Annotated in this window: 19 protein-coding genes and 1 pseudogene; 3 read left to right on the forward strand and 17 right to left on the reverse strand. The window is 72.4% G+C overall.

Annotation, left to right across the window (positions count from 1 at the left end):
- From AB0883_RS30310 to AB0883_RS30330, 5 genes are all read right to left on the reverse strand, one after another.
- Positions 1-2,207, reverse strand: a 2,207-nt coding sequence (locus tag AB0883_RS30310; RefSeq protein ID WP_366644694.1) for a type I polyketide synthase, incomplete at its 3' end; no start/stop codon positions are given.
- Between the two features lie 39 nt (positions 2,208-2,246).
- Positions 2,247-2,582 (reverse strand): hypothetical protein, encoded by a 336-nt coding sequence (locus AB0883_RS30315; protein ID WP_366644695.1) that lies wholly within the window; start codon positions 2,580-2,582, stop codon positions 2,247-2,249.
- A 5-nt stretch (positions 2,583-2,587) separates the two neighbouring features.
- A complete protein-coding gene (locus tag AB0883_RS30320) occupies positions 2,588-4,156 on the reverse strand; it encodes a fatty acid--CoA ligase (RefSeq protein ID WP_366644696.1) in 1,569 nt (522 codons plus the stop codon).
- A 36-nt stretch (positions 4,157-4,192) separates the two neighbouring features.
- Entirely contained in the window at positions 4,193-4,765 is a 573-nt protein-coding gene (locus AB0883_RS30325; protein WP_366644697.1) for an FcoT family thioesterase, read from the reverse strand.
- A gap of 55 nt (positions 4,766-4,820) precedes the next feature.
- On the reverse strand, positions 4,821-5,849 hold the full coding sequence (locus AB0883_RS30330; protein WP_366644698.1) for an AfsR/SARP family transcriptional regulator: 1,029 nt from the start codon (positions 5,847-5,849) through the stop codon (positions 4,821-4,823).
- A 292-nt stretch (positions 5,850-6,141) separates the two neighbouring features.
- On the opposite strand from AB0883_RS30330, the gene AB0883_RS30335 reads away from it, so the two are divergent.
- From AB0883_RS30335 to AB0883_RS30345, 3 genes are all read left to right on the forward strand, one after another.
- Positions 6,142-8,448, forward strand: coding sequence for a TOMM precursor leader peptide-binding protein (locus AB0883_RS30335; protein WP_366644699.1), 2,307 nt, complete (start codon positions 6,142-6,144; stop codon positions 8,446-8,448).
- A 42-nt stretch (positions 8,449-8,490) separates the two neighbouring features.
- Positions 8,491-9,960 (forward strand): SagB family peptide dehydrogenase, encoded by a 1,470-nt coding sequence (locus AB0883_RS30340; RefSeq protein WP_366644700.1) that lies wholly within the window; start codon positions 8,491-8,493, stop codon positions 9,958-9,960.
- A 128-nt stretch (positions 9,961-10,088) separates the two neighbouring features.
- Complete coding sequence (locus tag AB0883_RS30345) at positions 10,089-10,694, forward strand: response regulator transcription factor (protein ID WP_121396253.1); 606 nt, start codon at positions 10,089-10,091, stop codon at positions 10,692-10,694.
- Here AB0883_RS30345 and AB0883_RS30350 read toward each other — a convergent pair.
- From AB0883_RS30350 to AB0883_RS30405, 12 genes and pseudogenes are all read right to left on the reverse strand, one after another.
- Positions 10,590-11,789, reverse strand: a complete 1,200-nt coding sequence (locus AB0883_RS30350) for a histidine kinase (protein ID WP_366644701.1) — start codon at positions 11,787-11,789, stop codon at positions 10,590-10,592. The genes AB0883_RS30345 and AB0883_RS30350 overlap by 105 nt on opposite strands.
- A 546-nt stretch (positions 11,790-12,335) precedes the next feature.
- Complete coding sequence (locus tag AB0883_RS30355) at positions 12,336-12,911, reverse strand: sigma-70 family RNA polymerase sigma factor (RefSeq protein ID WP_366644702.1); 576 nt, start codon at positions 12,909-12,911, stop codon at positions 12,336-12,338.
- 279 nt (positions 12,912-13,190) lie between these two features.
- Positions 13,191-13,973: an ABC transporter ATP-binding protein gene (locus AB0883_RS30360; protein ID WP_366644703.1), complete on the reverse strand. Its 783-nt coding sequence runs from the start codon at positions 13,971-13,973 to the stop codon at positions 13,191-13,193.
- Positions 13,970-15,070 (reverse strand): iron ABC transporter permease, encoded by a 1,101-nt coding sequence (locus AB0883_RS30365; RefSeq protein ID WP_366644704.1) that lies wholly within the window; start codon positions 15,068-15,070, stop codon positions 13,970-13,972. The genes AB0883_RS30360 and AB0883_RS30365 overlap by 4 nt, the downstream gene beginning before the upstream one ends.
- Before the next feature lie 5 nt (positions 15,071-15,075).
- The gene (locus tag AB0883_RS30370; RefSeq protein WP_366644705.1) at positions 15,076-16,104 is read right to left on the reverse strand and encodes an ABC transporter substrate-binding protein; all 1,029 of its coding nucleotides are present in this window, start codon (positions 16,102-16,104) and stop codon (positions 15,076-15,078) included.
- Positions 16,101-17,582: an MFS transporter gene (locus AB0883_RS30375; protein WP_366644706.1), complete on the reverse strand. Its 1,482-nt coding sequence runs from the start codon at positions 17,580-17,582 to the stop codon at positions 16,101-16,103. Before AB0883_RS30375 ends, AB0883_RS30370 begins: the two co-directional genes overlap by 4 nt.
- Positions 17,579-21,412 carry an amino acid adenylation domain-containing protein gene (locus tag AB0883_RS30380; RefSeq protein WP_366644707.1) on the reverse strand — a complete coding sequence of 1,278 codons (3,834 nt, stop codon included), beginning with the start codon at positions 21,410-21,412 and terminating at the stop codon, positions 17,579-17,581. Before AB0883_RS30380 ends, AB0883_RS30375 begins: the two co-directional genes overlap by 4 nt.
- Positions 21,405-21,641: a phosphopantetheine-binding protein gene (locus AB0883_RS30385; RefSeq protein WP_121396260.1), complete on the reverse strand. Its 237-nt coding sequence runs from the start codon at positions 21,639-21,641 to the stop codon at positions 21,405-21,407. The genes AB0883_RS30380 and AB0883_RS30385 overlap by 8 nt, the downstream gene beginning before the upstream one ends.
- 93 nt (positions 21,642-21,734) lie before the next feature.
- Complete coding sequence (locus tag AB0883_RS30390; RefSeq protein WP_366644708.1) at positions 21,735-22,607, reverse strand: TauD/TfdA family dioxygenase; 873 nt, start codon at positions 22,605-22,607, stop codon at positions 21,735-21,737.
- Positions 22,608-22,712: 105 nt separating this feature from the next.
- The gene (locus AB0883_RS30395; protein ID WP_366644709.1) at positions 22,713-23,558 is read right to left on the reverse strand and encodes an alpha/beta fold hydrolase; all 846 of its coding nucleotides are present in this window, start codon (positions 23,556-23,558) and stop codon (positions 22,713-22,715) included.
- 45 nt (positions 23,559-23,603) lie between these two features.
- Positions 23,604-25,964, reverse strand: a complete 2,361-nt coding sequence (locus tag AB0883_RS30400; protein ID WP_366644716.1) for a heavy metal translocating P-type ATPase — start codon at positions 25,962-25,964, stop codon at positions 23,604-23,606.
- A gap of 3 nt (positions 25,965-25,967) precedes the next feature.
- Positions 25,968-26,111 (reverse strand): annotated as a pseudogene (locus tag AB0883_RS30405) (heavy metal-associated domain-containing protein); the annotation flags it as partial.

The following is a 26,111-nucleotide window of genomic DNA, read 5'->3' on the forward strand; positions in this document are numbered from 1 at the left end:
TCCATCAGGTGGGAGTGGAAGGCGTGGGAGACGGTGAGGCGTTTGGTTTTGTGGCCCTGTGCGGCGAGTGTTTCGGCGGCGGTGAGGGTGGCGGTTTCGTCGCCGGAGAGGACGAGGTCGGTGCCGGTGTTGACGGCGGCGATGGCGACGGTGTCGGTGAGGTGGTCGGTGACCTGGTCTTCGGTGGCCTGTACGGCGATCATGGCGCCGCCGGTGGGCAGGTTCTGCATGAGGCGGGCGCGGGCGGTGACGAGGGTGGCGGCGTCGGTGAGGTCGAGGATGCCGGCGAGGTGGGCGGCGGTGAGTTCGCCGATGGAGTGTCCGGCGAGGTGGTCGGGGTGGATGCCCCAGGATTCGAGGAGTCGGTGCAGGGCGACTTCGAAGGCGAACAGGGCGGGTTGGGTGTAGCCGGTCTGGTGCAGCTCGTCGGTGTCGATGACCTCGCGCAGTGGCCGGTCGAGGTGCTTGTCCAACGCGGCGCAGGTGTCGTCGAACGCGGCGGCGAAGACGGGGTACGCGGCGGCGAGTTCGCCGCCCATGCCCAACCGCTGCGCCCCCTGCCCCGTGAACAGGAAGGCGAGCCGCCTGCCCGTCCCCGCCGGGGTCGGCTGCACGCCGGCCTCCAGCGCGCGTACCAGCTCCGCGGTGTCGCGGCCCACCACCGCGGCGCGGTGCTCGAACGCGGTGCGCCCCACGGCCAGCGTGAACCCGACGGCCAGGGCGAGCCCGGCGTCCTGGGGATCGCGGCCCGCCACCGCGCCGGCCAGGCGCGCGGCCTGTGCCCGTACCGCCTCCGGCGTCCGTCCGGAGAGGACCCACGGGATCACCGGCGGTTCGACCGCGGCGGCCGGCTCGGGGGACTCCGCCGGCTCCGGCTCCTCCAGCACCACGTGGGCGTTGGTGCCGCTGATGCCGAACGACGACACGGCGGCACGACGCGGACGGTCGCCTGCGGGCCACGCCACCGGCTCGGTCAGCAGCGACACCGCCCCCGCCGACCAGTCGACCTTCGGGGACGGCTCGTCGACGTGCAGCGTGCGCGGCAGCAGCCCGTGCCGCAGCGCGCCCACCATCTTGATCAGGCCGGCGACGCCGGCCGCGGCCTGGGTGTGACCGATGTTCGACTTGATCGAGCCCAGCCACAGCGGCCGGTCCCGGTCGCGGCCGTAGGTGGCCAGGATCGCCTGCGCCTCGATCGGGTCGCCCAGGACGGTGCCCGTGCCGTGCGCCTCGACCACGTCGACCTGGCTCGCCGACAGCCGCGCGTTGGCCAGCGCGGCCCGGATGACCCGCTGCTGCGCCGGCCCGTTCGGGGCGGTCAGGCCGTTCGAGGCCCCGTCGGAGTTGACGGCTGTGCCCCGGACCACCGCCAGCACCCGGTGGCCGTTGCGCCGCGCGTCCGACAGCCGCTCCACCACGAGCACGCCGACGCCCTCGGACCAGCCGGTCCCGTCGGCGGCGGCGGCGAACGACTTGCACCGGCCGTCCGGCGACAGCCCACGCTGCCGGGAGAACTCGATGAAGGTCTCCGGGGTCGCCATCACCGTCACGCCGCCGGCCAGCGCCAGCGTGCACTCGCCGTTGCGCAGCGCCTGCCCGGCCAGGTGCAGGGCCACCAGCGACGACGAGCACGCCGTGTCGACGGTGACCGCCGGCCCCTCCAGCCCGAACGTGTACGCCACCCGGCCCGAGGCGATCGAGCCCGTGGAGCTGTTGCCCGCGTAGTCGTGGTACATCATCCCGGCGAACACGCCGGTGGCACTGCCCCGCAGCCCCGCCGGGTCGATGCCGGCGTTCTCCAGCGCCTCCCACGACGTCTCCAGCAGCAGCCGCTGCTGCGGGTCCGTGGTCAACGCCTCGCGCGGGCTGATCCCGAAGAACTCGGCGTCGAAGTCCGCGGCGTCGGGCAGGAAGCCACCCTCCCGGGTGTACGACCGGCCCGGGGCGCCCGGGTTCGGGTCGTACAACTCCCCCACGTTCCAGCCCCGGTCGGTGGGGAAGCCGCCGATCCCGTCGCGTCCGGCGGCGACCAGCTCCCACAGGTCCTCCGGCGTACGCACGCCCCCCGGATACCGGCACGCCATGCCGACGATCGCGATGGGCTCGTGCGCGGCCTCCTCCGCGTCGCGCAGCTTCCGCCGCGTCTCGCGCAGCTCCGCTGTCGTCCGCCTGAGGTAGTCGAGCAGCTTTTCCTCGTTGTCGGGCATCGACGTCACTCCAAGAGCGGACCGGTAGGGGATCGTGTGTCAGAGCGGGACGTGCCCCTGCGCGCCGCGTCGCCGGACGGGGCCGGCGTCGAGCGCGGACACGGGGCGGGCCCGGGTTTCCTCCGGGCGGACGACCTCGTCGACCGCGCCGAGGTCGGGTGCGCGGTCGGGGCCGCCCACGACGCGCACGTGGGCTACGACGACTCGCGGCACGAGTTCGCGGCGTCCGGTCTCCCCGGGCGCCGCGATCGTCGTGCGGTGGATGGCGGCGACCTCGGCGAGGGCGTCGAGCGGCGTGCCGCCGCGCCGCCGCGCCGGCCCGGGCAGCCGGTACAGCGGGACACGGGTGTCGCGCCCGATGGTCGCCGCGGTCATCGCGCTCAGCTCACCCTGCGCTCGTGACCCTGCCAGAATCGCTCACGCAGCTCACGGCGCAGGATCTTGCCGCTGGGGTTGCGGGGCACCCGGTCGATGAACTCGTAGTGCAGAGGCTGCTTGAAGGCGGCGAGCTTGCCGCGCAGGTGCAGGGCGAGGTCGCTCTCGGTGAGCTGCTGGCCCTCCACCGGCACCACGAACGCGTGCACGGCCTCGCCCCAGCGCTCGTCGGGCACGCCCACGACCGCCGACTCGGCGACCAGCGGGTGGCGTCCGATGACGTGCTCGACCTCCGCGGGGTAGACGTTCTCCCCCGCCACGATGATCATGTCCTTGATCCGGTCCCGGATGAACAGGTAGCCGTCCTCGTCCAGCACGCCGGCGTCACCGGTCACGACCCAGCCGTCGACCAGCGTCTTCGCCGTGGCCTCGGGCATGTTCCAGTACTCGACCATCGCCGCCGGGGTCCGCAGCCAGACCTCGCCGATCTCGCCGGGCGGCAGCGGCTGGCCCTTGTCGTCGGCGATCTTGACCTCGAAACCCGGGTAGGGACGCCCCGCCGCCTGCATCCTGCCGCTGTCCGGCGTGTGGTCGGCCGGGGGCAGGCAGATGGCCGTGTTGCCGGTCTCGGTCAGCCCGTAGATCTGGGCGAACTCGCAGCCGAAGCCCTCGACGCAGCGGGCCAGCAGCGCCGCCGAGATGGGCGCGCCGCCGTAGACCACCTTGCGCAGCGAGGTGAAGTCCTCCCTCGACACGCCGGGCTCCGCCAGCAGCAGCCGCAGCATCGCGGGCACCAGGCAGGCGGTGGTGACCCGCAGTGTCCTGATCAGCTCGACCGCGCCCGCCGTGGTGAACTCGCGCATCACCACGTTCGTCACGCCCGACACGAAGCCCTGCGTCGCCCACCACAGGCCGCCGATGTGGAAGCCGGCCATGCCGACGAGGCTGACGTCGCCCTCGCGCCAGTCGATCCAGTCCAGCTCCGCCGAGGCGAGCGCCTGGCGGACCGCGAAGAAGCTGCGGTGCGCGAGGACGACGCCCTTCGGCAGCCCGGTCGTGCCACTGGTGTACATCTGCACCAGTGGCGTGTCGGGGGTGACCCTGGCCAGCACGTTCGCGTCCGGCTGCGCCGAGACCCAGGCGGTGAAGCCGGCGCCGGCGGCACCCGGCTCGTCGAGCCCGACCACCCCGGTCAGCGTCGGCAGTTCCGCCGCCAGCTTCTCGGCGGTGGCGGCCGAGTCGGAGTCGACGAAGAGCAGGGCGGCGCCGGAGTCGCGCAGGATGTGCTCGACCTCTCCGGCGGCCAACCGCCAGTTGATCGGCACCAGCACCACGCCCGTCTTGGCGGCGCCGAAGAGCAGCTCGTAGTAGTGCTCGGACTCCTTGCCCAGGTAGGCGATGCGGTCGCCGGGGCGCAGGCCCGCCGCCTGGAGGCCGCGCGCGACCTGGTTGCTGACGCGGTGCAGGGTGGCGTAGTCGACGCGCCGGCCCTCGCAGACCATGGCGACGACGTCCGGCTGCTGGACGGCGTGCCTGCGCACCACGTCGACGAGGGTGCGCAACTGAACAGTCACCGGGTCCTCCTCAGGGGACGTGCGGGTGGGGGCGACTCAGGCCGCGTCGGCCTGGAAGCGCATGCCGGGCGGGTTGACCAGCGCCATCCGCACCTCGCCGTCGGCGACGCCGCCCTGGGCGTCCCAGAAGCGCCAGGGCATGTCGATGATCTGGACCGGCTTGCTGCGGTTGCGCTCGCTGAACTCGGCGAAGGAGACCTCGCCGTGGAACGACGACGAGTCGATCGGCCGGCGGAACCTGCTGGTGAAGTTCGCGATGAGCATGTCCGGCAGCTGCTTGGCCCAGTAGTCCTCCATCGTCCACGCGGCCAGCGCGGGAACCGCCCGGTCCTGGACGCACTTGGCGATCAGGTAGTACATGAGCTGGTTGAAGCAGATGTTCACCTCGACCGAGTTGAGGTGACCGGTGTCGTCGATGTAGCACGGGTACGGGATGGCGAACTCGCCCTCCGCGCTCGCCAGCCCGTTGGCGACGGTGACCGTCGCGGACTTCAGGTACTGGGTCTTCGGCCTCGCGTACGGGCGCAGCACGTCCGAAAGCAGTCCCGGGTCGTTGGCAAATGTCGCACGCCCGATAGGCGCACTGTTCTTCACCGGCGATGTGGTCATTGCTATTCCTCCTTTGCGCACGAGTGCGAAATTGAAGGTAATCGCGGCCGGTCCATCACCCGGTAACAGCGGAAGAACTGAGCCGGCGCCCCTGGCGGGCCCGACCGACGAGCCGGTCCAGCAGCATGTCGGAGGTGAGCGACAGATCAGCCAGGAGCGGGTCGGTCGACAGCAGCGCCAGGTGCAGCGCCTGGATCCGCTCCGAGGGCTCGATGCCGAGTTCGCCCAACATCCGCCGGCGGAACCGCAGGTAGACCTCCAGCGCCGCCGGCGTGCGGCCCGACCGGTGCAGCGCGAGCATCAGCATCGTGTGCGCCGACTCGTGCAGCGGGTGCTCCACGACCAGCGACGCGAGCTCGGAGGTCGCCTCCCGGTGCCGGCCCAGGCACAGGTCGGCGTCGATCCTGGTGGTGTACGCGTAGAACCGGCGCTCCTCGAGCCGGGCCGCCTGGGCGCGCAGCTGCGGGCCCCACTGCCCCTGGTGCACGACGTTGCCGCGCCAGAGCGCCAGCGCCCGGCGCAGGTGCGCGCCCGCCTGCTCGTAGTCGCCCGCGTGCATCGCCGCGGTGCCCGCCGTGACCAGCTCGTCGAACTCGACGATGTCGAGCTGCTTCGGGTCCACCCGCAGGGTGTAGCCCCCGGAGCAGGTGAGCAGGACGTCGCGCGCGATGTCCTCGACGGAGCCGCCGAGCACGCCGCGGAAGAGCTTGCGCACCTTGAACATGTACGTCTGGAGGGTGGCGTGGGCGGTGCGGGGCGCCCCCGTGCTCCACAGTTCCCGTACGAGCACCGACGCGCCGACCGGCTGGTTCGCGTTGAACAGCAACGCGGACAGGACCAGCCGCAGCTTCGGTGCGCTCGGTGCGATGTCGACCCCGTCGTGCCGGATGACGAGCGGTCCGAGCAGTTCGAACCGCAGTCCGGCGAGCGGGTTTCCCGCCGGGTGCCGCGGCGGCACGACCGGCGGCGGCTCGGGGCGCCGGATCTCCGTTGCGGGGTCGGCCGCCGACTCCAGCAACGCGGCGAGGAGCGTCAGTTTCTCCTCGTGCGACATCGATCCCAGTTCCGCAAACTTGGTAATCATTTCGCCGACCTCGCTATCAGTCGGATCCACCGCACTTTCCACCGCCGACGAGTGGTGTCGGCGTACTGGTTCCGTGACGGGAGCGACGATTCCGACCAGGGGGAGTCAGGACAGGCTTCCACGCTATTCCAAGTCAAGGTCGAGCCGATAGTGACCGCGTCATGGACGGGCGTGACCAAACGAGAGGGGAGCATGTGACCGCGGCACTTGCCCGCAGCCTGCGCTGCCGCGAGGCTGGCTGGAGGCACGCTGGAGTGTCGCTGGAGCGGCACTGGTCGAGCAGGGAGCAGCCATGTCGGGCGGGGATGCACAGCTGCGCGTCGGTTTCAAGCGGCACCTGCGGGCCCACGTGGTACGCGGTGACGCGGTCTACCTGCTCTCCGAGCGCGGGGCGACCTCGGTCAGCGGGGCGCACGTCGAGGCGCTGGCCCCGCTGCTCGACGGCACGCGGGACCTGACGGAACTCGTCCGGGACAGTCCTGCCGGGATGTCGCCCGCCGAGATCGGCACGGTCGTCCGGCGCCTCGTCGACGCCGGCCTGGTGACGCTGCGGCCCGCGCAGGAGGCGGAGGCCGACGAGCCCGCGCTCGCGTACTGGGAGTCGGCGGGTCTGGACCCCACCGCCGCCGTACGGGCCACCGCCGCCGCCCGGGTCGACCTCGTCCGCGTCGGCGGTCGTGCGGAGGATGCCGTGGCGGCGGAGGACGCGCTGCGCGCGGCCGGTCTGACGGTGACGCGGGTGTCCGGGAACTTATCGGCCCCGCCGGCCGACTTATCGATTGTGCTCTGTGAAGACTACCTCGACGAGGGGTTGGCTGCCGTCGACGCCGCGCATCGCGCCGCACGCCGGCCCTGGCTACTCGCGAAGCCCGGCGGCGCACAGGTGTGGGTGGGGCCCGTGTTCGACCCCGCCGCCGCGACGGGGTGCTGGCACTGCCTGGGGCACCGGCTGCGCGGCCACCGCCAGGCCGAGACGCGCCTGCGCGCCGTCGTCGGCTCCGCCGCGGAGATCAGCACTCCGCCGGTGTCACTGCCCCCGCTCGGCGCCGCCGCCCTGCACCTGGTGGCGTTGGAGGCCGCGAAGTGGACGGCCGGGCTCCGGCACGACGGGCAGCGCGCGGTGTGGACGTTGGACAGCGTCACCCTGCGCGGCGCCCACCACGAGGTGCGCGCCCGGCCGCAGTGCCCGGAGTGCGGCGACCCCGGCATCGAACGGGACCGGGCGTTCCGCCCGGTGCCGCTGCGCAGCCGGCCGAAGGCGTCCCGCTCCGGGGGCAGCCACCGGGCCCTGCCGCCGGAGCGGGTGCTGCGCGACTACGGGCACCTGGTGAGCCCGGTCAGCGGCGTGGTCAAGGAGATCACCCGCGACGGGCGGGGCCCGGCCTTCTTCAACTCGTTCCGCTCCGGCCCGAACCTCGCGATGACCACGCGCAGGAACGCCGAGCAGATGCGTTTCGCGCTGCGGGCCGAGAACGGCGGCAAGGGCGTGACCCCCGTGCACGCCGAGGTGAGCGCGCTGTGCGAGGCCATCGAGCGGCACAGCGCCTACTTCCACGGCGACGAGGCCCGGGTGACCGGCAGCTACACCGAGTTGGCCGGCACCGCCATCCATCCCGACGACTGCCTGCTGTTCGACGAGCGGCAGTACGCCGACCGCGCCCGCTGGAACGCCACCTGCTCGCCGTTCCAGTACGTGTGCGCGCCGTTCGACGACGCGGCCGTGACGAGCTGGACCCCGGTGTGGTCGCTCACCGAGCAGCGGCACCGCCTGCTGCCCACCTCGATGCTCTACTTCAACGTGCCGGAGCAGCACGGCGGCTCGTCGCTGTGCGCGGACTCCAACGGCAACGCCGCCGGCAGCAGTCTGGAGGACGCGCTGCTCCAGGGCCTGCTGGAGGTGGTGGAACGCGACGCGGTGGCCCTCTGGTGGTACAACCGCACCCAGGCCCCCGCCGTGGACCTGGACAGCTTCCGCGACCGCTGGATCGACGAGCTGCGGGAGGTCTACGCGGGCCTGCACCGCGAGGTGTGGGTCCTGGACGTGTCGTCGGACGTCGGGATCCCCACCATGGCCGCGCTGTCCCGGCGCACCGACAAGCGGTGCGAGGACATCATGTTCGGCTTCGGCACCCACCCCGACCCGCGGGCGGCGCTGGTCCGCGCGCTCACCGAGATGAACCAGTTGATGCCGACCGTGGCCGAGGTCGGCGGTGACGACGACGACAGGTACGGCTGGTCCGATCCCGACGCCGTACGGTGGTGGCGCACCGCCACCTGGGCCGGGGACGCCTACCTGCGGCCCGATCCGGCGCTGCCGGCACGCCGGCTCACCGACTACCGCCACACCCCGACGGATGATCTGCTGTCCGATGTCCGCTCGGTCCAGCACAGGTTGGAGGCACTGGGACTCGACGTGCTCGTGCTCGACCAGACCCGCCCGGACGTCGGGCTCCCCGTGGTGAAGGCCATCGTGCCGGGGATGCGCGGCTTCTGGGCGAGGTTCGCGCCGGGCAGACTGTTCGACGTCCCGGTGCAGCTCGGCAGGCTCGACCGCCCCACGGAGTACGAGAACCTCAACCCGATACCACTTTTCGTGTAGAGCGGGCGCACGTGGCCCGGCCACGCCCGTCGAGGAGCCAGGTTGCCATCCGACGCCGACACGTCCCGCCCCGGACCGAGCCTGTCGCTGTGGTCCTTCCGGGACGACGTGACCATCGAGACGGCTGAGGACGGCAGTCTGACCATCCTCACCCGCTGGGGCGACGTCCCGGTGGGCCGCCCCGCGCCCGCCGTCGAGGAGGTCCTGCACCGCATGACCTACGGGCCGGTCGCGCTCGGCAACGTCGCCGGGCTGGACGGGCGCGTCCTGCGGGCGGTCTTCGACCGGCTGCCCGGCCGGATAGTCCGCTCGCTCGGCTCGCGGGACTCGCCGGTGCCGCTGCTGTCCGTCCAGCCGGTGTCCCCGCTGGGGGTGTTCGAGCTGCCGGAGGTGGCCGAGGACCAACCGGTCAGGCTGTCCCGTTTCGCGTTCGCGCACCAGCGGGACGGGGAGCTGGTGCTCGAGTCCCCGCTGTCGCACCACCGCGTGGTGCTGCACCGGCCGCAGGTGTCGCTGGTGCTCGGCGCGCTTCCCCGCGCGACCACCGTGGTCGAGGTGGCGCGGCGGGTCGGCCTGGCGCTCCCGGGGGTGGCCGACGTCGTCGCCTACCTGGTCGGCGCGGGCATGGTCGTCGTCGGTGAGGCCGGCACGTCGCGGTTCCACGAGGACTCCGACCCCACGCTGGCGATGTGGTCGCCGTACGACCTGCTGTTCCACTCGCGCAGCAGGCTCGGCACGCACGACGACCCCGCCGGCGCGACGTTCCGTCACGTCGCGACCCTGCCGCCACCGCCCGCCGTCAAGCCGGCGCCCGCCGGGCCGCGGATCCCGATGTACCGGCCGCCCGTCACGGTTCCGCACGGGATGACGCTCACCGAGGCCGTCGACCGGCGCCGGTCCACCCGCACGTTCGCGGAGGCGGCGCCGTCGACCCGCGAACTCGGGGAGCTGCTGTTCCACGCGGCGAGGGTCCGGATGCAGACGGTGGCCACGGCTCCCGACAACGTGCGGTACACGGTGACGCGGCGGCCGTATCCCAGCGCGGGTTCGCTGTACGAACTGGAGCTGTACCTGACGGTGGACCGCTGCCCGGACCTGCGGCGGGGGATCTACCACTACAGTCCGGTCGAGCACGCGCTGACCCTCGTCAACGCCAGCCCGGCGGACGTCGACGAACTGCTCGACAACGCCCGCGTCTCCGTCGGGGGCCGGCGGCCACCGCCGGTGCTGATCACCATGACCGCGCGGGTGGGCCGGCTCTCCTGGGTGTACGACAGCATCTCCTACGCCAGCACCCTGAAGCACGTCGGCATGCTCCAGCAGACGCTCTGCCTCGTGGCCACGATGCTCGGGCTCGCCACGTGCGCGCTCACCATGGGCGACGCCAGGGTTTCCGCATCGGCGTTCGGGCTCGACTGGCCGGCGGAGGTCGGCGTCGGCGAATTTGCCGTCGGACTACCCGAAAACGACATTTCCTGTAACGAGGAGTATCTGGGCGTACACGGAATGTGAATGGTTCGATCGACCGCCGGAAATGGCTTTGCGACAGCTCCCGCGCGGGCACGAAAAGAGCATTCATGATGTGTGCGGGCGCGTGATAGAACGGGGTTAATCGCGCCGGCCCGACAGGGGATGCCAAGTTGATCAAGGTGTTGTTGGCCGAGGACATGCACATGGTCCGAGATGCGCTGGTCGCGTTGCTCAACCTGGAGCCGGACATCGAGGTCGTCGCCGCGGTCGCCTCGGGCACGGAGATCCTGCCCATGGCGCAGCGGTTCCGGCCCGACGTCGCCGTGATCGACATCGACCTGCCGGGCAAGGACGGGCTCTCCGCCATCGCCGACATCCAGGCCCACCTGCCGGAGATCCGCACCCTGGTCCTGACCGCGCTCGGCCGACCGGGCACCCTGCGCCGGGCGTTGTCCGCGAAGGCGACCGGCTTCCTGCTCAAGGACGCCCCGACCGAGCAGCTGGTCGACGCCATCCGCAGCGTCGCCGCCGGCCGTCGGGTCGTCGACAGCCAGCTCGCCATGTCCGCCTGGGACAGCGCCGAGTGCCCGCTCACGGCGCGCGAGACCGAAGTCCTCCGCCTCACGGCGGAGGGACTCCAGGCCGTCGACATCGCGGCGCAGATGTTCCTGTCAGTCGGCACCGTCCGCAACTACCTGACCACGATCGTCAACAAGCTCTCCGCGCGTAACCGCGTCGACGCCATCCGGGTCGCCCGGGAGGCCGGCTGGTTGTGACCGGGTCGCCCCGTGGCGCTCCAGCCGCAGTGGCACCTTGGCACAGAGACGGAACTGGTCGGGCTGCTGGTCGACCGTCAGCGAGCCGCCGATCTCCTCGGCGCGTACGGACAGGTTGCGCAGCCCGTTGCGACCGCTGCCCGGGTCCCGCGGCGGGCCGACGGCCAGGTCGTCGTTCACGATCTCGATCCAGGCGTCGTCCTGCGTCTGCCGGATGGTGATGTCGCAGCGCTTGGCCTTGCTGTGCCGCAGGATGTTGGTCACCCCCTCCCGCAGCACCGTGGCGAGCACCGTGCTCACCTGGACCGGCAGGTCCAGGTGGTCGCTGTCCAGCCGCACCTGGATGTCCGCCGCGGACAGCACGGACACGGCGGAGCGGCACTCCTCCTCCAGCGACAGCTCGCGGTAGCCGCTGGCGACGGTCCGCGCGTCGGAGAGGGCGACCCTCGATATCTCCAGGATCTCCAGCAGCTGGTCGCTCGCCTCCTGCGGTGACTTCTCCATCAGCCGGTGCACCAGCTCGATCTTGAGCGAGATGGCGGACAGGCTGTAGCCGAGCAGGTCGTGCAGGTCGCGGGCGAACCGCAGCCGCTCCCGCAGCACCGCCATGCGCGCGATCTCCGCGCGGCTCTCCTGCACCTCGACGACGAGGGCGGTCAGCCGGGACAGCCCGTAGACCACGAGCCCCGTCGTGACGGTGGAGATCGCGGTGTAGAGCATGTCGATCGGCGCGTGGGTGAAGATCCACTGGGCGACGGCCATCGAGGCGACGATGAGGGCGAAGGTCACCCACGCCGTGACCGCCCGAAGCACGAGCAGCACGCTGCCGGCCAGGAAGCCCGGCATGCCGACCCACGCCTGACCGAAGGCCAGGATCGGCAGGTAGACCAGCGCGGCCTGGGTGGCGAGGACGCCGTAGCCCAGCGGCGTACGCAGGCGCCCGTTGTCCCGGCCGTACCACAGCAACTGCATCGCCATCAGTACGGCGATGCAGGTGAACGACAGCGCGATGGCGACCGGACCGACCGGCAGGAACATGACGTGGAGAAAGCCGATGAGACTGATGCTTGCGAAGACGGCGGTGACGACGCCCATCGCGAGTCGGGGCGCCGGCAGCGGCGCGACCTCCCGCGATGATGAGCGCCCTGGTGTGACGGAGAGGTTCACGGCAGCAGCGCTCTCGTTTGCTCTAGCGCAGCCGGCGTACGCCCAGAGGCCAACTCGCCCCGCACCCGGTGTGGCCGGCCCCCCGGCGGCCACTATGCCCGCTGACGGGCGACGATCCAACAACCACGACACACTCTCCCCAGCGATCGACCCGACGACGGGAATGGTCACGTCGAGCCGCGTAGGAACCCGGTGCGGCCGATTGGACGCCGACAGGCGCCGCAGCCCACAGAGTTGTTACGCAACGCAAACGTTTTTGACGGATTCCCGGCCCCGAATTGCGATGTGCCCCTACGGACACCTTCCCCCTTGAGGGTCGACCTTTCCACAAAAAAATGACGGCCGTCAAGCCGTCCACCCCTGGCCACCGCAGCGCGAAAGGGTCCTAATCGATGCTAGGGAACATTTGCCACCGTCACGTCATATCCTCTAGTAGGGACATTTGACGCGGGGCCGCCGCGCGGCGGCGAGGGCCTACCGGGGCAGCGCCGGAAGCCGCCGCGAGGCCGGCGCCAGGACCGACACGAGGTCGCGGCGGGCCCGCGCGACGCGGGAGCGGATCGTGCCGACGGGACAGCCGCACAACTCGGCCGCCTCCGCGTACCCGAGGCCGACAACCTGGGTGAGCACGAACGCGGCGCGGCGGGCCGCGGGCAGCGTGCGTACCGCCAGGTTGAGCGCGACCGTGTCGTCCACGCCGGGCAGGTGGTGGGCCCCCGAGCGCTCCGCGGTGGCCTGCCAGTCCTGGTCGGACACGATCCGGGGCCGGCTCGCGGCGGCGCGGAAGTGGTCGGCGGCCACGTGCCGCGCGATGGCCAGCAGCCAGGACCGCGCGTGGTGGCGCCCGGTGAACAGGTGCGCGCTGCCCAGCGCGCGGACGAACGTCTCCTGCGTGAGGTCCTCGGCGTCGGCGTGCCCCACCAGGTAGACCAGGAACCGCCAGACGTCCCGCTGCGTGCTGCGGACGAGAGGATCCGCCGCGGAACGATCGCCGCGCCCGACGGCCAGGACCAGTGCCGTGACCGCGCCTTCTCCCAGTGACTCCGACATGAATTCACGGTAAACGTACGGAATGCCGAGAAGAACGGGCTCCAGTGGCGGTCCAGCCGGCCTCATCGCCGGGAACCAGAATTCGATGGAACCGTTCGGCCAGCGTGTCGGGCGTCCCGGGAACCGCGCAGCGCCGCGCTGGCGCGGGGAACCCGGCGACGGGTCCGCCGACGGACGCACGCCCGACGAGGGCCGCGCGCCCGGGGCGCGCCGGCCGCCTGGCGAGGCGCCGCCCGGCCGGTCCCGGCCGGGCGGCGGGCACGACCGCCGCACCCCGACTCAGCCGCCGGTCCTGGCCAGCGGCCGGGCGCCGTACGTGACGCGGACGACCCCGTCGTCGTGCCGTTCCGTCTCGGCGGTGACCCCGAAGACCCCGGACAGCACCTGGGGCGTGAGCGCCTCCAGCACCGGCCCCGACGCGACCACCTCCCCGCGGTCCAGCACGACGAGGCGGTCGCAGCTGCGCACCGCGAGGTCCAGGTCGTGCAGCACCGCCAGCGTGGTGACGGCCAGCGTGTGCACCAGTTCCAGCAGCTCGAACCGGGCCCGGATGTCCAGGTGGTTGGTCGGCTCGTCGAGCACCAGCAGCTGCGGCTGCTGCGCCAGCGCCCGGGCGAGCAGCACCCGCTGCCGCTCACCGCCGGACAGCGAGCCGTAGATCCGCTCCGCGTGCCCCAGCATGCCGGTGCGCTCCAGCGCGTCGACGACGATCTCGTGGTCGTCGGCCGTCTCGCGGTCGAAGACCCCCTTGTGCGGCGTCCGGCCCAACGCGGCGACCTCCCGCACGGTCAGACCCGGCGGGGTGGGGCTGTTCTGCAACACGGCGGCGGTCCGTCGCGCGGCCGCCCGCGCCGACATCGACCAGACGTCCTCGTCGCCGAGCAGCACCTGCCCGCCGGCGGGCCGGACCGACCGGTAGATGGTCCGCAGGAGCGTGGACTTGCCGCTGCCGTTGGGGCCGATCAGGCCGACGACCTCGCCGGGCGCCACCTCCATGCTGACGTCGCGGAGGATCGGCGTGCCGCCGATGGAGACGCACACCTGCTGCACCTGAAGCTTCATGAGTGGGACAGGCTCCGATCCCGGCGCATCAGCCAGATGAAGAACGGTGCGCCGAAGAGGGCGGTCAGGATGTTGAGGGGCAACTCGTTCGGTGGGTCGACCGTCCGGCACAGCAGGTCGACGATCACGAGGTAGACCGCGCCGACGAGGGCCGCGAGGGGCAGCACCCGGCGGTGGTCCACGCCGAACGCGAGCCGCACCAGGTGGGGCACCATCAGCCCGACGAAGCCGATGCCACCGGCCACGGCGATGAGCACGCCCGCGAGCAGCGACGTCAGGACGATCGAGACGATCCGCAGTCGCTTGACGTCGATCCCGAGGGCGGTCGCCGACTCGTCGCCCGTGACCAGCGCGTTGAACTGCCGGGCGTACAGGGTCAGCAGCACGGTCACCGCGAGGACGACCACACCCGCGACCTGGAGTTGCTCCCAGCGGGCGCCCGCGACGCTGCCGAGCAGCCAGAACATGATCTGGCGCATGTTGTTGGGCGTCGTCTGCAACTGGAGCAGGCTCGTGATCGAGGTGAACACGTAGCTGATCGCGACCCCCGCGAGCACGAGCCGGACCGGGTTGAGCCGGCCGTGCTGCTGCCCGAGGGTGAAGACCAGCGCCACCGCCAGCATCGCGCCGACGAACGCCGCGCCCGACACCCCGAGTCCGCCGGCCGCGCCCGCGCCCAGCGCCATCACGGTGACCGCGCCGACCGAGCCGCCCGCCGACACCCCGAGGATGAAGGGGTCGGCGAGCGGGTTGGCCACGAGGGCCTGGAGCACGACGCCCGCGACCGCGAGCCCGGCGCCGCACAGCGCGGCCAGCAGCACCCGTGGGATCCGGAAGGTCCAGACGATCTGGTCGTGGGCCGGATCGACGGCGGGGGTCGCCCCGGTCAGGTGCGCCCAGACGATCCGGCCGGTGTCCCCGATGGAGACCGGCACCGAGCCGACGGCCGCCGCGACGAGGATCAGGACGACCAGCAGTACGCCGAGCACGAGCAGGCACAGCGGGAGGGGCGCGCCGTGCAGTGGGGCCGGCCGGGTGGTGCTGCGCTGCGGCGCGGCAGACACCCGGCCGTCCGTGGAACGCGACAAGGTGGTCATGACGCTCAGAACGCCTCGGGGTGCGCGGCCTGCGCGATCTTGGAGACCGCGAGGTGGTTGCTGGGGCCGAGGTAGATCGAGTCGGACAACACGACGTAGCGGTTGTTCTTCGCCGCGTCCCACTGCGGGAACTGGGCGAGCAGCTTCTTCGCGTCCGCGTCCGGATCCTTCGACATGTAGTTGACGACGAGCAGGACGTCCACGTCGGCCTTGGCGACCTGCTCGCGGGAGAGGTTGGCGAACATCTGGTCGGTGGCGCCCTCGAAGGCGTTCACCGCACCCGCCTTGGCCATGATGTCGTTCCAGATCCCGTTGCCGCCGACGGAGCTGAACTCCCCGCCCATCGCCATGCCGGGGATGATCAGCATGACCTTCTGCTTCGGCAGGTTCGCGGTCTTCGCCCCGACGGCGGCGATCTGCGCCTTCGAGTCGGCGATGATCTTCTCGGCGCGCTCGGACACCCCGAAGATGGCGCCGAGGTCGCGCAGCAGCGCGTAGCTGTCCTCGACGGTGGGCGTGCCGGAGACCGTGCCGACCTCGCCGCACGAGCTCTTCGGGGCGTACGTGTTGGCCCCGACGGCCGCGAGGTCGTCGCGGGTGGCGAAGCCCGCCTCGGCGCGGAAGCCCCCGTCGTAGGTGGAGATCACGAAGTCGGGAGTCAGCCCGATCATGGCCTCGCGCGGGATGTCCGACATGTCGTTGAGCTTGATGTTCCCCGTCGGCAGCTTCTTGATCGCGTCGACCCGGCCGTCGACCTCGGAGGCGCCGTAGGACTGCGCGTTGGCGACGATCCGGTCGGCGACGCCGAGTTCCAGCAGCGCGGAGACCTCCGCGACCGACCCGCCGTTCATCACGACCACGCGGCTCGGCGCCTGCTTGTAGGTGTACTCCTTGCCGCAGTTGGTGATCGTCACCGGGTAGCCCGCCTTCGGCGGGTCGTTCGACTGGTCGGCCTCGCTCTTCGCCGCCGTGCAGGCCGTCGTGAGAAGCAGGGCGGCGACGGCCGCTGCGAGGGGGAAACGCTTGAGATTCATCCGGTCCTCCGAACGGTTGACGTGGCGACGGGCGACGGCGCCGCCGCCCCTTCCGGTTCCGCTGCCGCGGCAGTCGGCTTGGGCAGGTGGTGCAGACGGACACTGACCAGGCCGGCGCAGGTCGCGGAGGCCGCGAGCAGGAGCGCGGTGGCCGCGAAGGCCGTCGCGTGGTCGGCGAAGGGCACACCGGGGTCGCCGGGCGTCGCGCCGAGCACGGTGCGGTACCAGACGCCCGCGACCGCGACCCCGAGCGCGAGACCGAACTGCGTCACGGTGGTCGCCATGCCGGACGCCGCGCCGGCCTCGGCCGGCCTGACCCGGCCGAGGATCCCGGCCACCAGGGGCGAGACGACCAGGCCCTGCCCGAAGCCGGCCAGCGTGACCACCGCGACGAGCATGGGCGCCTGCGCGGACTCCGGCGCCTGGACGACGGCCGCGCTCGCCAGCAGCACGGCGGCGAGCAGGCCGCAGCCCACGGCCGGGGTCGGCGCCGGGATCAGGCGTCCCACCCGGCGGCTCGCCGCGGAGCCCAGCGAGAAGCCGATCCCGAGCGGCACGAACATCAGCGCCGCCGTGAGCGGCGTGAAGCGCAGCCCCGTCTGCAGGTAGTAGGTGAACACGAGGAAGAGCCCCGAGTTCGTGGCGAACAGCGTCAGCACCGTCAGCAGGGACAGCCGCATCCCGGGGGCGGTGACGACCCGTGGCGGGAACAGCGGTTCGCCGCCCTCGCGGTGCAGGCGCCGCTGCTGGTTGACGAGCACGACGGCCACGACGAGGGCGAGCGGCACGCCGAGCCAGAGCCACGGCGAGCCGCCCGGCCCGAAGACCAGGGGCACGAGCAGGGCGGGCGCCGCCACGATGGTGAGCGCCGCGCCCGCGAGGTCGAGCCGGTGCGGCGCCTTCGGCACGGTACGCGGCAGGATCCCGCCCAGCGCCAGGATCGCGATCCCGACCGGCACGTTGACGAGCAGCGCCGGCCGCCAGCCGAGGCCGAGGATGTCGGCCTCGACGATGAGACCGCCGCCCGCGATGCCGCTGATCACGCCCAGGCCGATGACGACTCCGTAGACGCTGATGGCCCGCGCGAGCCGGTCCGGGTCCTGCATCGTGGCCCGGATGATCGCGAGCACCTGGGGCGCCATGAACGCCGCCGTGGCGCCCTGCAGGAAGCGGGCCGCGATGAGCAGGTCGGCGTCCGGCGCGATACCGCACAGCAGCGAGGTCACCGTGAAGCCGGCGACGCCCCAGAGGAACACCGTGCGGTGCCCCATCCGGTCGCCGAGCCGCGCGCCGGTGACCATCAGGGCCCCGAACGCGATCACGTACGCCGCGCCGACGAACTGGATCTGGTCGAAGCCCGCGTCGAGGTCGCGCTGGATGGACGGGCTGGCCACGTTGACGACGAACCCGTCCACCTGGGTCATGAACGTCGCGGCCAGGACCGCGCCGAGTCCGAGCCACTCACGCCGTTCGCTCATGCTGCCCTCCGAAGGTCGCCGACAGGTGGGAGTACGGCGCCGACCCGCGCCAGGGGACCGGCGGCGAGCATGCCGTCGTGCGTGCAGTCGAGCCGGTGCACGTCGATGCGCCCGTCGACGTGCGGTTCCCAGCTCCGCGGGCCGGGCCAGTCCGGTGTCTTGCCGTCGGTCGCCTCGATCACCAGCACGTCGCCGCGCAGGCGCCGGGGCGTCCAGCCGACGGCCAGCCGCGAGTTGCGCGCGAAGGCGTCGTACGCGAGGCGACGCTGCGCCTCGTCGAGCCCGCCGAGCACGGCCTGGCCGAGCACCGCGGCGGCGGCGTCGTGCTCGCCGGGCGGCGGCAGCTCCCGCCAGGCGGCCGGGACCGGGAACGAGTCGAGCAGCGCGAGCAGGGCCACCGGCTCGCCGGACTCCGTGAGCTGCGTGGCCATCTCGTGGGCCACCAGGCCGCCGAACGAGGCGCCGAGCAGGTGGTACGGACCGGCGGGCTGGATCTCGCGGATGCGGCGTACGTGGTCGGCGGCCAGGTCGGCGACGCTGGCGCAGTCCGTGGCGGCGACCGACTGGAGCCCGTACACCGGACGGTCGGGCAGGCTCGCCAGCAGCGCGGCGTACGACCACGCCAGCCCGGTCGCCGGCGCGACGCAGAACAGCGGCGGCCCGCTCCCCCGCGTCCGCAACGGGAGCAGCACCTCGGTGGAGCCGCCGCCGGTGTCCGTGGCGAGCGCCGGCGCGAGCTTCGCGACGGTCGGCGCCTCGAACACCGTCCGGATGCTGATCTCCACGCCGAACTCCGCGCGTACCCGGCCCATCAGCCGCGCGACGAGCAGGGAGTGCCCGCCGAGCGAGAAGAAGTCGTCGTCGATGCCGACCTCGGGCAGGCCGAGCAGGTCGGCGAAGAGACCGCACAGGACCGCCTCGCGGTGGTCGCGCGGCGCGCGACCGCCGACCGTCGCGGTCAGGTCCGGCGCGGGCAGCGCCGCGCGGTCGAGCTTGCCGTTCGTGGTACGCGGGATCGCCTCCAGCGCGACGAACGCGGGCGGCACCATGTAGTCGGGCAGCCGCTCCGCCACGAACTGCCGCAGCGCGGCGGGCTCCGGCGCGGTGTCGCCCGCCGGCACGACGTAGCCGACGAGCCGCACCTGACCCGGCGCGTCCTCGCGGGGCACCACCGCCGCCTGGGCGACCCCGGGGTGGGCGAGCAGGACCGCCTCGATCTCCCCCGGTTCGATGCGGAAGCCACGGATCTTGACCTGGTCGTCCGCGCGGCCGAGGAACTCCAGGGTGCCGTCGCGCCGCCAGCGGGCCAGGTCGCCGGTGCGGTACATCCGGCCGCCCGGGGGCCCGAAGGGATCCTCCACGAACCGCTCCGCGGTCTGCTCCGGGCGGTCGTGGTAGCCGCGGGCGACCGGCGCCCCGGCGAAGTACAGCTCGCCCACCGTGCCGGGCGGCACGAGCCTGCGCGCCGGGTCCAGCACGTACGCCCTGGTGTTGGTGAGCGGCCGGCCCACGATCGGCTCGGCGCTCTCCGCGAGCCGGCACCAGAGGGTGTCGACCGTGCACTCGGTCGGGCCGTACAGGTTGTAGACGATCATGCCGGCGTCGCGCAGGGCCGTCCAGAGCGCGGGTCCGGTGGCCTCGCCGCCGAGCGCGAGCACGGCGGGCCGGTGCCGGCCGGCGTCGAGGAACCCGTTCGCCACAAGCTCCTCGGCGTACGTGGGGGTGATGTCCATGAAGTCGATCCCGTGCCGGTCGACGTAGTCGAGCATCGCGGCCGGGTCCCGACGCCGGTCGTCGTCGACGAAGTGCAGCTCGTGGCCGTCGAGCAGCCACAGCAGCCCCTCCCACGACGTGTCGAACGACAGCGACGCGGACAGCGCGGCCCGGCACACCCGACCGCCGGCCGCCGGCCGGATCATCGTGTCGCGGTGGTGGTGGAAGAGGTTGACCAGCCCACGGTGCTCGACCACGACGCCCTTCGGCACGCCCGTGGAGCCGGACGTGTAGATGAGGCAGGCCGCGTGCTCCGGCGCGAGGCCGGCGTCCGGAACGGGCGCGTCGGGCGCCCCGGCCAGTTCCGCGACGGTCGCGGGGGCGTCCACGAGCAGGACCGGGACCTCCGACTGCCGGTGGCCGGCCCACAGCGCCCCGGTGGCGAGCAGCACGACGGGTGCGCTGTCGGCGAGCATCGCCGCGACCCGCCGGGCGGGCAGGTCGGGGTCGACGGGCACGTACGCGGCGCCGGCCTTGAGCACGGCGAGCAGCGCCACGATCGCCTCCGAGGTGCGGGGCAGCAGGAGCCCCACGTGCCGGTCGGGGCCAGCGCCCCGGGCGACGAGCAGGTGGGCGAGGCGGTCGGCGCGGCGGTCGAGTTCGGCGAAGGTCAGCGTGGCGTCGCCGGCCACCAGCGCCGTACGGTCCGGCGTCGCGGCGGCCTGCGCCGCGAACAGCGCGGGCACGGTGACCGCCGGCAGGGGCCGGGCGGTGTCGTTCCACTCCTCCAGCAGCAGCCGGCGCTCGCCGTCGAGGAGCAGGTCGACGTCGGCGACCGGAGTGTCGGCGGCGGCGGTCACGCGGCGCAGGAAGGCCAGGAACCGGGTCAGGTGACCGGTGAGTTCCTCGTCGTCGTAGCAGTTCGGGTTGGCGTCGAGGACGACCCGCAGCCCGCTGCCGTCGGCCCGGTCGTACACGTGGACCACCAGGTCCTCGACGAGCCCGGCGCTGACGTTGTGCACGACGGCCCGGTGCCCGGCGAAGCTCAGGCCGTAGTCGAACGGCATGATGTTGACCGACGGGCCGAACAGCTTGCGCTCGCTGGCGACCATCCTCAGGTCGCGGCGCAGCTGCTCGTAGCGGTAGCGCAGGTGCGGGCGCCCGGCCCGCAGCTCCGCAGCGACCTGCGCGGTGAGGCCCGCCAGCGTGGCGGTGGGCTCGACACGGACCCACAGCGGCACGACGTTGGTGACCATGCACGGCACCCGCAGCGACACCGAGCCGAGCCGCGACATGACCGGCAGCGCGAGCGTCAGCTCGTCCGCGCCGGTCATCCGGTGCAGGTACGCCGCGAAGGCCGCGATGACGGTCTCGCTCCACGTGGATGCGGTGGCCTTGGCGACCGCCTTCAGCGCGTCGATGCCGGCGGCGTCGAGGTCCGCGGTGGCGCGGCGCACCGTCCGCGCCAGCTTCCCCGTGCGGCGGGCGAGCACCACCGGCGCCGGCCTGCCCTGCGCGCGGGACGTCCAGTGCTCGCGCGCGGCGGCGTACCTGTCCGAGTCGGCGTAGGCCCGGTCCTCGTCGACCACGGCGGACAGCGACCCGAACGTGCGGGGCGGTGGTTCCCGCCCCTCGACGAGGGCGGTGTAGAGCTCGGCGACCCGGCGGGCGACCAGCGACAGCCCGTACCCGTCCAGGGCGATGTGGTGCACGCGCTGGTACCACAGGAGGTGGTCCGGGCCGAGCCGGAGGAACGCCTGCCGGAACAGCGGGTCCTTGCGCAGGTCGACGGGGTTGTCGAGGTCCGCGCGCATCCAGGCCGTCGCGGCGGCGAGCGGATCCGCCTCGGCGCTGGTGTCGACCAGGGGCAGCGGCCACGATCCGTGGTTCTCGCGGGGACGCTGCCACGGGCGGCCGTCGGCGTCCTCCTCGAACACGACGTTGAGCGCCTCGGCCTCGCCGACCGCCCCGCGCACCGCCGCCTCCAGCAGCCGCACGTCGACCGGGCCGCGGATCTCCACGTACTCGGCGGTGTTGAAGGCGGGACTGTCCGGGTCGAACTGCTGACCGGTCCAGATCCCCTCCTGGGCGGCGCCCAACGGCAGCGGTTCAGTCATCCCGGCCCACCAGCAGCTTCACCCAGTGCTCCACCGTCGGCCGCTCGGCCAGGTCGACGAAGCTGACCCGGGCCCCGGCGTCGCGCCACCGTTCGATGAGCGTCATCAACCGCACCGAGTCCAGGCCGCAGTCGAACAGGTCCTCCGTGTCGAAGCTCTCGTCCGGGCGACGGTGGAGCATCTCGGCGACGTCCGCCCGGATCGTCGCCGCCGTCAACTGGTCTGCCACGTCATGCCTCTCGACCTTGTGCGATGTGGACACCGGTGGGATCCGACGGTCGACACCGCCGGATCCCACCGCGGATCGAACGTCCGTGAGGGGCTAGGCGGCGTCCACGTCGTCGTAGACGGTGACGCGGTAGGACACGGCCGGCTCCGGCGTCGCGGTGTGCAACGCCCGGTGGACCAGGCTCTGGTTGTCCCAGAGGAGCATGTCGCCCTTCTCGAACGTCTGGAGGTGGATGTTCTCGTGCTGGTAGGTGCGGTCGAGCTGGCCGGTGGCCGTGAGCAGCTCGGTCAGCAGTTCCGGCCGGTCGTTGCCGTCCGCGTCCTGCACCGACAGCGTGAAGCCCTCGCTGAGGTACAGCAGGGTCTCGTCCGTGTGCGGGTGCGGGAACGCGAGCGGGCTCGTCACCGGCGGGGTCTTCGCGTTGACCTCGTCGATGATCTCCGAGATCGGCCGGTAGACGTCGGTGGGCCGGATCTTGAAGTACCGCAGCACGCTGTGCGTCGCCGTGGTGTCCTTGACGGCCAGCTTCAGCTCCTCGGAGAGCTGCTCGTAGGCCGTCGCCAGGTTGATGAAGTAGGTGCCACGGTTCTTCGACGGCACGACCTGCGGGTAGATCATGGTGATGTCGAACGGACGCGGCATGAACTGGTAGTCCGAGTGCCAGAACTTGCCGGTCTTCGGCACCCCGATCTGGCGGCCGTCCTCCTCCTTGACGTTGGAGGAGACGAACACCTCCTTCACCTCGGGGTGGTGGTAGACCGGCTCGTAGTACTCCGCGACCCGGCCCAGCCGCTGGCCGAGCGCCAGGAACTGCCGCGGCGACAGGTCCTGGTTCTTCAATACGACGATCTTGTTCGAGTAGATGGCCTTCTTCAGCTCGACGATGTCCTGCGCCGAGGCGGTTTCCGCGTCGAAACCCTCCACGATCACGCCGAACTTCTTTCCAGCCTGCGGGGTGATTTTCATTCGCACTCCTCTGAGCGGTGGTCCCGGGATCCGAGTACCTCAGTAGTCGCGTCCGGTCGGTCAACAGTTCCCGCCCCGACAGGTGTGCGGGGCCAAATTGCCAGCTCAATTACCGCGCTGTGGGTTCACATTTCCGCGGGCTCCTCTGCGATTCTCGGCCTGCCTCTCCCGCAGCACCTGGATGTGGCAGGCGTGGATGACGGCAGCGGCGCCGTGCGGGTCGTCGCGTACGACGAAGTGACCGCTGCCGGGGATGACGAAGTGCTGCGCCCTCGGGAGCACTCGCCGGGCCCGGAGCGCGTCGCGCAACGGGACCACGCGGTCCTGGTCGGCCCACACGAGGTTCACCGGCGTCGTGTCGGTGGCGTCGGCGCGGAACGAGTAGAGCCCCGCGTACCGGCTCAGGGCGGACAGGTCACTGGTGATCATCGAGGTCACGTCGGCGGCGGCCACGTCCGGCCGGAGGGCGGCGGGCCGGGCCGACACGCTGCCCATGACCATCCTGCGGACCACCCCCCTGTTGAGCAGCCGCCCCCGCGTCCTCGGCCCCACCGCGCCGGTCATCCGCAGCATCGCGTGGGTCCGCGCCACGCACATCGAGGCGTGGCAGACCGCCCGGAACCCGATGCTGCACAGGGCGGTCACCGCCGCGACGGGCACCCGACGCGCCAGTTCGAGCGCGATCACCCCGCCGAGCGAGTGCCCGACCACGTGCGGCCTGCGCAGCCCCAGCGCGGCGATCCGCTCCGCGACGTACTCGGCGAGCCTCGGCACGACGTCACGGTCGTACGCGAGCCCCGGCACGCTGCCATGACCGGGCAGGTCGATCGCGAGGGTCCGGGCGAAGCCCGGGATGCGTTCGACGACGGCGTCCCAGCTCGCCCGGCCGAGACCGGCCGCGTGCAGCAGCAGGAGCTGAGGATCCTCCGCGAGCCGGCTCGGCTCGGCCATGGTGCGGCTCCGTTTCTTTCCGTGCGGACGTGCCCGTTCGACGCGTCAGGAGGCGGTGACCATCGGGGCGCGCGACGCCTCGGTCGTGTCGGCCCGGTCCGGGAGTTCGTTGCCCGCGAGCGCCTTGAACCGCCGCAGCCGCAGGCTGTTCGACACCACGAACACCGAACTGCCGGCCATGATCAGACCCGCCAGCATCGGATTGAGCAGCCCGCTCGCCGCGAGCGGGATGGCCGCGACGTTGTACGCGAAGGCCCAGAACAGGTTGCCCTTGATCGTGCCGAGGGTGCGGCGCGACAGCCGGATGGCGTCCGCGACCACCCGCAGGTCGCCGCGTACCACCGTCAGGTCGCCCGACTCGATCGCCACGTCGCTGCCGGTGCCCATCGCGATGCCCAGGTCGGCCTGCGCGAGCGCGGCGGCGTCGTTGACGCCGTCGCCGACCATCGCGACGACCTTGCCGTCGGCCTGGAGCCGCTTGACCAGCTCGACCTTCCCGGCGGGAAGGACCTCGGAAACCACGTCGTCGATCCCCACCTCCGCCGCGATCGCCGCCGCGACCGCGGCGTTGTCGCCGGTCAGCAGGATCGGGTGCAGGCCCAGCCGCTTGAACTGCGCCACCGCCGCCCTGCTGGTGGGCTTCACCCGGTCGGACACGACGAGCATCCCCCGCAGGGCGCCGTCCCAGCCGACCATGACCGACGTACGGCCCGCCGCGTCGGCCTTCGCCTTGGCGGCGGTCAGCTCCGCGGGCAGTTCGTCGGTCGCCCACGCGCCCAGCAGCGACGCCCGGCCGACGATGACCTCGTGCCCGTCGACCGTGCCGCGCACGCCGACGCCGGTCTCGCTGGAGAAGTCCGCGACCGGGGGCAGTTCGCCGCACCGGTCCCTGGCCCCCGCGACGACGGCCCGGGCAATGGGGTGCTCCGACGCGCTCTCCAGGGCGCCGGCGAGCCGCAGCAGCTGCACGTCGCTCTCCCCGTCGACGGGTACGACCTCCACGACGGACATCTCGCCCGTGGTCACCGTGCCGGTCTTGTCGAGCACGACGGTGTCGACGGTCCGCGTGGACTCCAACACCTGCGGTCCCTTGATGAGGATGCCGAGCTGGGCGCCCCGACCGGTGCCGACCAGCAGCGCGGTCGGCGTCGCCAGCCCCAGCGCGCACGGGCAGGCGATGATCAACACGGCCACCGCCGCCGTGAACGCGGCCGCTGCCGGCTGGCCGGAGCCGAGCCAGTAGCCCAGCGTGGCGAGCGACAGCGCGATCACCCCGGGCACGAACACCGCCGACACCTGGTCCGCGAGCCGCTGGACGTCGGCCTTGCCGGTCTGCGCCTCCTCGACGAGCTTCGCCATCTGCGCGAGCTGGGTCTCACCGCCCACCCGCGTGGCGCGGACGACGAGCCGCCCGCCGGCGTTCACCGTGGCGCCGACGACCTCGTCGCCGGGCCCCACCTCGACGGGCACGGACTCGCCGGTCAGCATGCTCGCGTCGACGGCGGAGGAGCCCTCCTCCACGACGCCGTCGGTCGCCACCTTCTCGCCCGGTCGCACCAGGAACCGGTCGCCGACCGCGAGCGCCGAGATCGGCACGATCGCCTCGGCGCCGTCGCGCAGCACCGTCACGTCCTTGGCGCCCAGCGACAGCAGCGCGCGCAGCGCGGCGCCGGAGCGGCGCTTCGCGCGGGCCTCGAAGTACCGGCCGCAGAGGATGAAGAGGGTCACACCCGCGGCGACCTCCAGGTACATGTTGCCCTCGCCGGGCGTCCGCTCCAGGGTGATCCGGAACGGGTGCCGCATGCCGGGCTCGCCGGCGGTGCCGAGGAACAGCGTGTACAGCGACCACGCGAACGCGGCGAGCGTGCCCACCGAGACCAGCGTGTCCATCGAGGCGGCGGCGTGCCGCAGGTTGGCGAAGGCGGCCCGGTGGAACGGCCACGCCCCCCACACCACGACCGGCGCGCTCAGCGTCAGGCAGGCCCACTGCCAGTACTCGAACTGGAGCTGGGAGAACATCGACATCGCGATGACCGGCACCGCCAGCACGGCGACGACCCAGAGGCGGTGGCGGGCCGCCCGCAGCTCACGGTCGTGCTCGGCCTCCTCCTCGGCCGCCGGATCCGGAGCGTCCACCGTCGTCGCCGCGGGCGGTTGCACCGGCCGGGCCGTGAAGCCGATCTCCTCGACGGCGGCGATCACCGTCTCCCGCGAGACCTGGGGCGAGAGCAGCACCTTCGCCTTCTCGGTGGCGTAGTTGACCGTCGCCTCCACCCCGTCGATGTCGTTGAGGCGCTTCTCGATGCGCGCCGCGCAGGCCGCGCACGTCATGCCGCCGATCAGCAGCTCCAGGTGGTTCTCGGCCCTGGCCGTGCGCGGCTTCACCGGCCGGGCCGTGAAGCCGATCTCCTCGACGGCGGCGATCACCCGCGCCTGCGTGATCCCGGGTGGGACCAGCACCTTCGCCTTCTCGGTGGCGTAGTTGACCGTCGCCTCCACCCCGTCGATGTCGTTGAGGCGCTTCTCGATGCGCGCCGCGCAGGCCGCGCAACG

The sequence above is a fragment of the Micromonospora sp. NPDC047812 genome, assembly GCF_040704175.1.
GTDB lineage: Bacteria > Actinomycetota > Actinomycetes > Mycobacteriales > Micromonosporaceae > Micromonospora.

Coding starts and splice junctions, on each gene's coding strand:
- AB0883_RS30315 (WP_366644695.1), bottom strand. CDS start 2,582: ATGACCGCGGCGACCATCGGGCGCGACACCCGTGTCCCGCTGTACCGG.
- AB0883_RS30325 (WP_366644697.1), bottom strand. CDS start 4,765: ATGACCACATCGCCGGTGAAGAACAGTGCGCCTATCGGGCGTGCGACA.
- AB0883_RS30330 (WP_366644698.1), bottom strand. CDS start 5,849: ATGATTACCAAGTTTGCGGAACTGGGATCGATGTCGCACGAGGAGAAA.
- AB0883_RS30335 (WP_366644699.1), top strand. CDS start 6,142: ATGTCGGGCGGGGATGCACAGCTGCGCGTCGGTTTCAAGCGGCACCTG.
- AB0883_RS30350 (WP_366644701.1), bottom strand. CDS start 11,789: ATGGGCGTCGTCACCGCCGTCTTCGCAAGCATCAGTCTCATCGGCTTT.
- AB0883_RS30355 (WP_366644702.1), bottom strand. CDS start 12,911: ATGTCGGAGTCACTGGGAGAAGGCGCGGTCACGGCACTGGTCCTGGCC.
- AB0883_RS30360 (WP_366644703.1), bottom strand. CDS start 13,973: ATGAAGCTTCAGGTGCAGCAGGTGTGCGTCTCCATCGGCGGCACGCCG.
- AB0883_RS30365 (WP_366644704.1), bottom strand. CDS start 15,070: ATGACCACCTTGTCGCGTTCCACGGACGGCCGGGTGTCTGCCGCGCCG.
- AB0883_RS30370 (WP_366644705.1), bottom strand. CDS start 16,104: ATGAATCTCAAGCGTTTCCCCCTCGCAGCGGCCGTCGCCGCCCTGCTT.
- AB0883_RS30375 (WP_366644706.1), bottom strand. CDS start 17,582: ATGAGCGAACGGCGTGAGTGGCTCGGACTCGGCGCGGTCCTGGCCGCG.
- AB0883_RS30380 (WP_366644707.1), bottom strand. CDS start 21,412: ATGACTGAACCGCTGCCGTTGGGCGCCGCCCAGGAGGGGATCTGGACC.
- AB0883_RS30390 (WP_366644708.1), bottom strand. CDS start 22,607: ATGAAAATCACCCCGCAGGCTGGAAAGAAGTTCGGCGTGATCGTGGAG.
- AB0883_RS30395 (WP_366644709.1), bottom strand. CDS start 23,558: ATGGCCGAGCCGAGCCGGCTCGCGGAGGATCCTCAGCTCCTGCTGCTG.